This is a genomic window from Rodentibacter mrazii, from assembly GCF_001998825.1.
In the GTDB taxonomy this organism is placed as follows: Bacteria; Pseudomonadota; Gammaproteobacteria; order Enterobacterales; family Pasteurellaceae; genus Rodentibacter; species Rodentibacter mrazii.
The window spans coordinates 23290-29957 of the sequence record NZ_MLHG01000031.1 but is presented as its reverse complement, the minus strand read 5'-3'; the positions used below and the strand labels follow the sequence as shown (position 1 = coordinate 29957).

The window sequence follows — 6668 nt, the reverse complement described above, 5'->3', positions numbered from 1 at the left end:
CCACCGTAGTGTTTTGCTAACACTGTCGTGATTGCTGCTGTTAAAGTTGTTTTACCGTGGTCAACGTGGCCGATTGTACCCACGTTTACGTGCGGTTTTGTACGTTCAAATTTTTCTTTAGACATTTAAAGAGTCCCTCTAAATAGACACGGTTATCGATGGGTAAATAAACCACATTAACCAATAAAATTGTTTACTATTTAATTTAAAGGAAGAGAATTTTAAGGCTGGTGCTGATAGGCGGATTTGAACCGCCGACCTCACCCTTACCAAGGGTGCGCTCTACCAACTGAGCTATATCAGCGTTTGGAGCGGGCAGCGGGAATCGAACCCGCATCATTAGCTTGGAAGGCTAAGGTAATAGCCATTATACGATGCCCGCAAGTCCTAAATTCATCTGTCCCATCAGAATTCATCTAAAAGATGGTGGAGGGAGAAGGATTCGAACCTTCGAAGGCTGAGCCAACAGATTTACAGTCTGCCCCCTTTGGCCGCTCGGGAACCCCTCCACGCTAAATGAATGCTTGTTTACGAAAGAATGGTGCCGACTATCGGAATCGAACTGATGACCTACTGATTACAAGTCAGTTGCTCTACCTACTGAGCTAAGTCGGCGTGTCGTAAGCAAGTGAGGCGTATTATATGGAAAAAAGTTTGCCTGACAAGTCTTTTTTCTAAAAAAGTTTATTTTTTTACTTGTTCGTTTAATTTGCAAGCAAAACCACCCGTATTTTGATGTCATTTTCATCAAGTGAGAGAAAAACAATGCATAACAAGGCGTTATAGGGTATATTTTTCAGCAATATTTCAACAACATTATCGTTATATAGTGGAAATTTCAAACCAACTCACGCCATTTTTGAGTTTTAGCCGGGAACAATGGGCAAACTTGAGAAAATCGGTACCATTAAAACTCACTGAACAAGATCTTAAACCGCTACTTGGCTTTAATGAAGAGCTTTCCCTTGATGAAGTGAGCACTATTTATTTACCACTCGCTCGTTTAATTAACTATTATATTGACGAAAACCTCCGTCGCCAGACTGTACTCAATCGCTTTTTAGGCGGACAAAGTCCTAAAGTCCCTTATATTATTAGTATTGCAGGTAGCGTTGCGGTGGGAAAAAGTACCTCTGCGCGAATTCTACAATCACTCCTTTCTCATTGGTCGAACGAAAGAAAAGTTGATCTTATTACGACTGACGGATTCCTCTACCCGCTTGAAAAACTGAAACAGGATAATCTACTGCAAAAAAAAGGATTTCCCGTTTCTTATGACACGGCAAAGCTCATTCATTTTTTAGCTGAAATTAAATCCGGTAATAAAAATGTTAAAGCACCGATCTATTCACATCTCACATACGATATTATTCCTGATGAATTTAACGAAGTGAATCAGCCCGACATTTTAATTTTAGAAGGATTGAATGTACTACAAACGGGTGGAAACAAAAGTAATCAAATTTTCGTTTCTGATTTTGTGGATTTTTCAATTTATGTGGATGCAGAAGAAAATTTACTAAAAGAATGGTATATCAAACGATTCTTAAAATTCCGCCAAAGTGCCTTTAGCAACCCTGATTCCTACTTTAAACATTATGCCACGCTTTCGGAAGAAGAGGCAGTTTCCACAGCCTCCCAAATTTGGGAAAGTATAAATGGTTTAAACCTACGGGAAAATATTTTACCAACCCGCGAACGGGCAAACCTCATTTTGACAAAAGGTGCGGCTCACGCAGTGGAATTAGTCAAACTCAGAAAATAAAAAGAGCGGTTAAAAACAACTTTGTTTCTTAACCACTCTTTTATTCCTCTCGTTATTTATACATTTAACCAAAAAGTGACGGGCCCATCATTGGTTAGGCTGACTTGCATATCTGTGGCAAAACGCCCATTTTCAACCTGAATTTTTTCAGCACATTTTTGTGAAAAATAGTCATAAAGTTCCTTTGCAAATGTTGGATCTGCGCCTTTAGAAAAACTCGGGCGCAAGCCTTTCTGTGTATCGGCGGCTAAAGTGAATTGGGACACCACCAATAATGCGCCGTCGGCTTGCTGAACATTCAAATTCATTTTGTCGTTTTCATCGCTAAAAACGCGGTAATTTAACACTTTTTCCGCAAGTTTATCCGCTTTGACGCGATCATCTTCTTTTTCTACGCCAAGCAATACTAATAACCCTTTGCCAATTTTTCCGACAGTTTCACCCTTCACATCCACTTGAGCCTGTGTAACACGTTGTATTAATGCAATCATGGTATTTCCTTAATTTCTTCATTTTCTAACCGCACTTTTTCTCGCTTTAGCTCTGCTAACACGGCGGCGAGTTGCGCGCCAAGTAGAACCACCGTCCAACTTAATTGAATCCAGAGCAACATAATCGGCAGTGTCGCCATCGCACCGTAAATCAATTGATAAGAAGGGAAAGTAGCAATATACCAAGCAAAAGCCTGTTTACCCAAGGTGAAGAACACCGAGGCGATTAATGCCCCTGCTGCGGAATGTTTAATACTAACTTTTTTATTCGGCACCACCGTATAAAGCACGGTAAAAATAAACCAAGTAGAAAGAAAAGGCACAAAACTGAGGAGTTTTAAACCGAAAGAAAGATGTTTCGAGGTTTCAAACATGGTTTTTACATAAGCACTGGCAGCAATACTTGTACCGATGAGCAAAGGCCCGAGGGTTAAAATCAGCCAATAAATGGCAAAAGAGGTAAAAATCGGACGAGAGCTGGCATCTTGCCAAATGCCGTTTAAGGTGCGATCAATGGAATTAATCAACATTAATGCCACGGCAATTAAACTCACAATCCCCACCGCACTCATCTGCTTAGAATTATTCACAAACTCATCAATATATTGCCCGACAACATCACCGGCAGAAGGTGCAAAATTGGTGAAAATAAATTCTTTTAATGCACCGGTGACTTCGTTAAATACGGGAAATGCCGAAAAAATAGAGAAAATCACCATAATTAACGGCACAATCGCCAACATCGTGCTATAAGTGAGCGAGCCCGCAGCCTGTGTCAATTTATTTTCATTAAAACGCAGCCAAAATTGTTTAAAGAAAGTGAAATCCGTCATAACCACGCTCCACAGCAATGTTTAAATTTTTTACCTGAGCCACAAACACAAGGTTGCTTCATCGTTGGCAGTACGACAGTCGGATCAACAAAATACCAACGACCTTCAATTTTGACAAAAATTGACCGCTCTTGGTGGGATTGTTCCCCGTCTTCCCCCTGAAAAAGAGCATTAAATTCCACCGCACTTTGGCTTTTTGTTAAGGTTTCCGTTTTCCGAATCTGTAAGCCAAGCCATTGTGTGTTGTCCGCCCAATCCTGTAAGATTTGAACATTTAACTGAGATTGTTGATTGGGCACAGTGGTTTCCACAATATAGGGAATGTTTTTCAGTACATAGGCAGAATAACGAGAACGCATTAGTTGTTCTGCGGTTTCCGGTAAGGCTTGCTGATGATGAAATACACCACAACAATCAGCATAATTTTTTGTGGATTGACAAGGGCAAAGTGCGGTCGTTTTAGTGATCATTTTGGTATGCCTTGATTTTACTTAATTGCGAGTTCAACGAACGTTTAAACGCCACGGCTAATTCCTCAATAGCCAACGCTTGTTCTAATTCTTCCGTTGTTGGTTTGCCTGATAACAAACGATTTAAGTGGCGAATGGTGAATTGCGGATAAGGTCTGCTTTGTAATATTAATTCATCACCTTGTGCAATTCCCCCTTCTTCAATTACCCGCACATACCAACCGGTCCAACCTGAAAAATAAATCGTTTTTTGGGTTTCTGAATTGTTGGTATTTTTCGATAAACGCTCACAGGGTTTACGGGGTTGGGACACTTCCAAAAGTGCGGTGCCTATTTTAAAACGATCGCCCACACAAACGGAATCCTCATCAAACCCCGATACCACAAAATTTTCGCCGTATATTGCCGTTCCGCTATAAGAAAAATGCTCGCCTAATAATTCGTTTAAGGCAGAAAATGACGTATCAGACATAAAAAAGAGCGCTTTATCCACCCCGCCATGGTGCTTTTTTAATCCCACATCGTTGCCATATGCGCCAAGTTTGTGGATTTTTACTGATGATACGGGCTGTTTGCGGATTGCACTTTCATAAGTTGAACCGTCCGCAAAAGTCAATGGCTCAACCTCCCCAATTTTGATCACCAAAATTTCCGCTTTGGACATTTTATTTCCCCTTTTTACAAAAACGCACAAAATTATACCGTAAAATCACTTAAATTTTGACCGCACTTTGTTTTTTCCTTATCATCTCGTTCAATCAATACACAAAAAAAGGAACATTTATGCAATATGATCTCGCCCGAACAGAACTGGGAAAAACACTGGGTATTACCGCCAAAATGGCAAACCGGCACGGATTAATTGCCGGTGCGACCGGTACGGGAAAAACCGTCACCCTACGTAAAATTGCGGAGGCGTTTAGTGATGATGGTGTGCCGGTTTTTTTAGTGGATGTGAAAGGCGATCTTTCAGGCTTGGTTAATCACGGACAATTTAGCGGTAAAATCGCCGAACGTATTGAACAATTTAATTTAGGCGGTGAACACTATTTGAACGGCTATCCGGTTTCTTTTTGGGATGTGTTTGGTAAAACAGGCATTCCGCTACGCACCACCATTTCTGAGATGGGGCCTTTATTGCTTTCCCGTCTGTTAAACCTCAATGCTACACAAGAAGGTTTGTTAAATCTGGTTTTCCGTGTAGCAGATGATAAAGGCTTATTGGTTATTGATTTAAAAGATCTCCGTGCGATGCTGAAATACGTAGCAGAAAATGCCAAAACCTTCCAAGTGGAATACGGCAATGTCTCTGCGGCGAGTGTGGGGGCAATTCAACGTGCATTGCTTACCCTTGAAAATGAGGGAGCGGCAAATTTATTCGGTGAACCCGCCCTTAATCTTGACGACTGGTTACAAACCCGTGATGGACGTGGCGTGATTAATGTTTTAAATTCGGAGCAACTGATTAATTCACCAAGAATGTATAGTGCGTTCTTATTATGGTTAATGTCCGAATTATTTGAGCAATTACCGGAAGTGGGTGATCCGGATAAACCTAAATTCGTCATGTTTTTTGATGAGGCACATTTATTATTTGACGATGCCCCAGCAGTATTGGTGGAAAAAGTCGAAAAAGTGGTACGTTTAATTCGTTCTAAGGGTGTTGGCATCTATTTTGTCACACAAAATCCATTAGATTTACCGGATACGGTTTTAGGTCAATTGGGTAACCGTGTACAACACGCATTACGTGCTTTCACACCACGTGATCAAAAAGCGGTAAAATCCGCAGCCGAAACCTTCCGTGCCAACCCAGCGGTCAATGTAGTAGAAAGCATTTCGACACTTGGCGTAGGGCAGGCATTGGTCTCTTTCTTAGACGAAAAAGGTATGCCAACCCCTGTTGAAATTGCCTATATTTACCCACCGAAAAGCCAACTTTCCCCCCTTTCAGGCGAAGAACGAACCACCTGGGTAAAAGATGATGAGCTTTATCCGTTCTACAAAGATTATGTGGATAACGAATCTGCCTTTGAAGTCTTAAATGCACAAGCCGATCTTGCCGCCGTGCAAAAAAAACAAGCGGAGCAAGCTCAAGAGGAAGAAGAAAACGGCATTTTAGGCAGCCTCAGCCGTATGATTTTCGGCACGAAAAAACGGGGCGATAAATTAAGCCCGACAGAACAAATGGTGAATAGCGTTGCAAAATCTGTAGGGAGAAATATTCGCAATGAAGTCACCAAACAAATTATGCGTGGTATTTTAGGCGCATTAAAAAAATAACAAACCAAAGTGCGGTCATTTTTACCGCTAAATTTAAATTAAGGAGACAACTATGTCAGAGGTATTTCATTTAAACTTAACCAAAGCACAATTAAAAGGAGCAACCATCGCCATCGTTCCAGGCGATCCCGCTCGTAGCGAACGTATTGCCAAACACCTTGATAATCCTGAGTTCCTCACCAGTACCCGAGAATTTACCTCGTGGTTAGGTTATTTAAACGGACAACCCGTTGTGGTGTGTTCTACCGGTATTGGCGGCCCGTCCGTCTCTATTTGCGTGGAAGAATTAGCCCAACTCGGTGTTCGTACTTTTTTACGAATCGGTACTACCGGTGCGATCCAACCGCACATTAATGTAGGCGATATTCTCGTCACTACCGGTGCAGTACGTTTAGACGGTGCAAGCAAACATTTTGCCCCATTGGAATATCCGGCCGTCGCCAATTTTGAGTGTACTACCGCCCTTTACAATGCGGCGAAAGAACAAGGTATTGAGCCTTTTGTCGGCATCACCGCTTCATCAGACACCTTCTATCCGGGTCAAGAACGTTATGACACTTACAGTGGAAAGATTTATCGTGATTACCAAGGCTTACTCAAACAATGGCAGGATCTTAATGTGATGAATTTTGAGATGGAATCCGCAACCTTGTTTACCATGTGTAGTGCCCTAGGTTTACGTGCAGGTATGGTTTCAGGAGTGATCGTGAATCGCACGCAACAAGAAATCCCAAATGAAGCCACTATAAAAGCCAGCGAAGAAAAAGCCATTTCCGTGGTGGTAGAAGGGGTGAGAAAATTATTAGCCTAATATGATAAAAAGGCG

At 41.6% G+C, this 6668-nt stretch carries 8 protein-coding genes and 4 tRNA genes; 3 read left to right on the top strand and 9 right to left on the bottom strand.

Annotated features, from left to right (window positions below; genetic code table 11):
• From BKK47_RS05895 to BKK47_RS05875, 5 genes are all read right to left on the bottom strand, one after another.
• Positions 1 to 125: GTP-binding protein (locus BKK47_RS05895; RefSeq protein ID WP_230589789.1), on the bottom strand; the 125-nt coding region annotated here is incomplete at its 3' end.
• Between the two features lie 103 nt (positions 126 to 228).
• A tRNA-Thr gene (locus BKK47_RS05890) sits at positions 229 to 304 on the bottom strand.
• A 3-nt stretch (positions 305 to 307) separates the two neighbouring features.
• A tRNA-Gly gene (locus tag BKK47_RS05885) sits at positions 308 to 382 on the bottom strand.
• A 42-nt stretch (positions 383 to 424) separates the two neighbouring features.
• Positions 425 to 509 (bottom strand) — tRNA-Tyr (locus BKK47_RS05880).
• A 30-nt stretch (positions 510 to 539) separates the two neighbouring features.
• A tRNA-Thr gene (locus BKK47_RS05875) sits at positions 540 to 615 on the bottom strand.
• A gap of 214 nt (positions 616 to 829) precedes the next feature.
• Here BKK47_RS05875 and coaA point away from each other — a divergent pair.
• Entirely contained in the window at positions 830 to 1765 is a 936-nt protein-coding gene (coaA, locus tag BKK47_RS05870) for a type I pantothenate kinase (RefSeq protein WP_077493969.1), read from the top strand.
• Between the two features lie 56 nt (positions 1766 to 1821).
• On the opposite strand, the gene dtd is transcribed toward coaA, so the two are convergent.
• From dtd to BKK47_RS05850, 4 genes are read right to left on the bottom strand one after another with little or no spacing between them, the layout of a single operon-like run.
• Positions 1822 to 2256, bottom strand: coding sequence for a D-aminoacyl-tRNA deacylase (gene dtd / locus BKK47_RS05865; protein ID WP_077493968.1), 435 nt, complete (start codon positions 2254 to 2256; stop codon positions 1822 to 1824).
• Complete coding sequence (locus BKK47_RS05860; RefSeq protein WP_077493967.1) at positions 2253 to 3089, bottom strand: virulence factor BrkB family protein; 837 nt, start codon at positions 3087 to 3089, stop codon at positions 2253 to 2255. Before BKK47_RS05860 ends, dtd begins: the two co-directional genes overlap by 4 nt.
• Positions 3086 to 3559 (bottom strand): YchJ family protein, encoded by a 474-nt coding sequence (locus tag BKK47_RS05855; protein ID WP_077493966.1) that lies wholly within the window; start codon positions 3557 to 3559, stop codon positions 3086 to 3088. Before BKK47_RS05855 ends, BKK47_RS05860 begins: the two co-directional genes overlap by 4 nt.
• Entirely contained in the window at positions 3549 to 4223 is a 675-nt protein-coding gene (locus BKK47_RS05850; protein ID WP_077493965.1) for an MOSC domain-containing protein, read from the bottom strand. Before BKK47_RS05850 ends, BKK47_RS05855 begins: the two co-directional genes overlap by 11 nt.
• Before the next feature lie 119 nt (positions 4224 to 4342).
• Here BKK47_RS05850 and BKK47_RS05845 point away from each other — a divergent pair, with 119 nt between their 5' ends.
• Positions 4343 to 5842, top strand: coding sequence for a helicase HerA-like domain-containing protein (locus tag BKK47_RS05845; protein ID WP_077493964.1), 1500 nt, complete (start codon positions 4343 to 4345; stop codon positions 5840 to 5842).
• Positions 5843 to 5894: 52 nt separating this feature from the next.
• Positions 5895 to 6653: a uridine phosphorylase gene (gene udp, locus BKK47_RS05840; protein ID WP_077493963.1), complete on the top strand. Its 759-nt coding sequence runs from the start codon at positions 5895 to 5897 to the stop codon at positions 6651 to 6653.
• Positions 6654 to 6668: the final 15 nt, after the last annotated feature.

Bases quoted from the DNA above. Each gene is read 5' to 3' on its own strand.
- BKK47_RS05850 (WP_077493965.1), bottom strand. From the start codon at position 4,223: ATGTCCAAAGCGGAAATTTTGGTGATCAAAATTGGGGAGGTTGAGCCA.
- BKK47_RS05855 (WP_077493966.1), bottom strand. From the start codon at position 3,559: ATGATCACTAAAACGACCGCACTTTGCCCTTGTCAATCCACAAAAAAT.
- BKK47_RS05845 (WP_077493964.1), top strand. From the start codon at position 4,343: ATGCAATATGATCTCGCCCGAACAGAACTGGGAAAAACACTGGGTATT.
- udp (WP_077493963.1), top strand. From the start codon at position 5,895: ATGTCAGAGGTATTTCATTTAAACTTAACCAAAGCACAATTAAAAGGA.
- BKK47_RS05860 (WP_077493967.1), bottom strand. From the start codon at position 3,089: ATGACGGATTTCACTTTCTTTAAACAATTTTGGCTGCGTTTTAATGAA.
- dtd (WP_077493968.1), bottom strand. From the start codon at position 2,256: ATGATTGCATTAATACAACGTGTTACACAGGCTCAAGTGGATGTGAAG.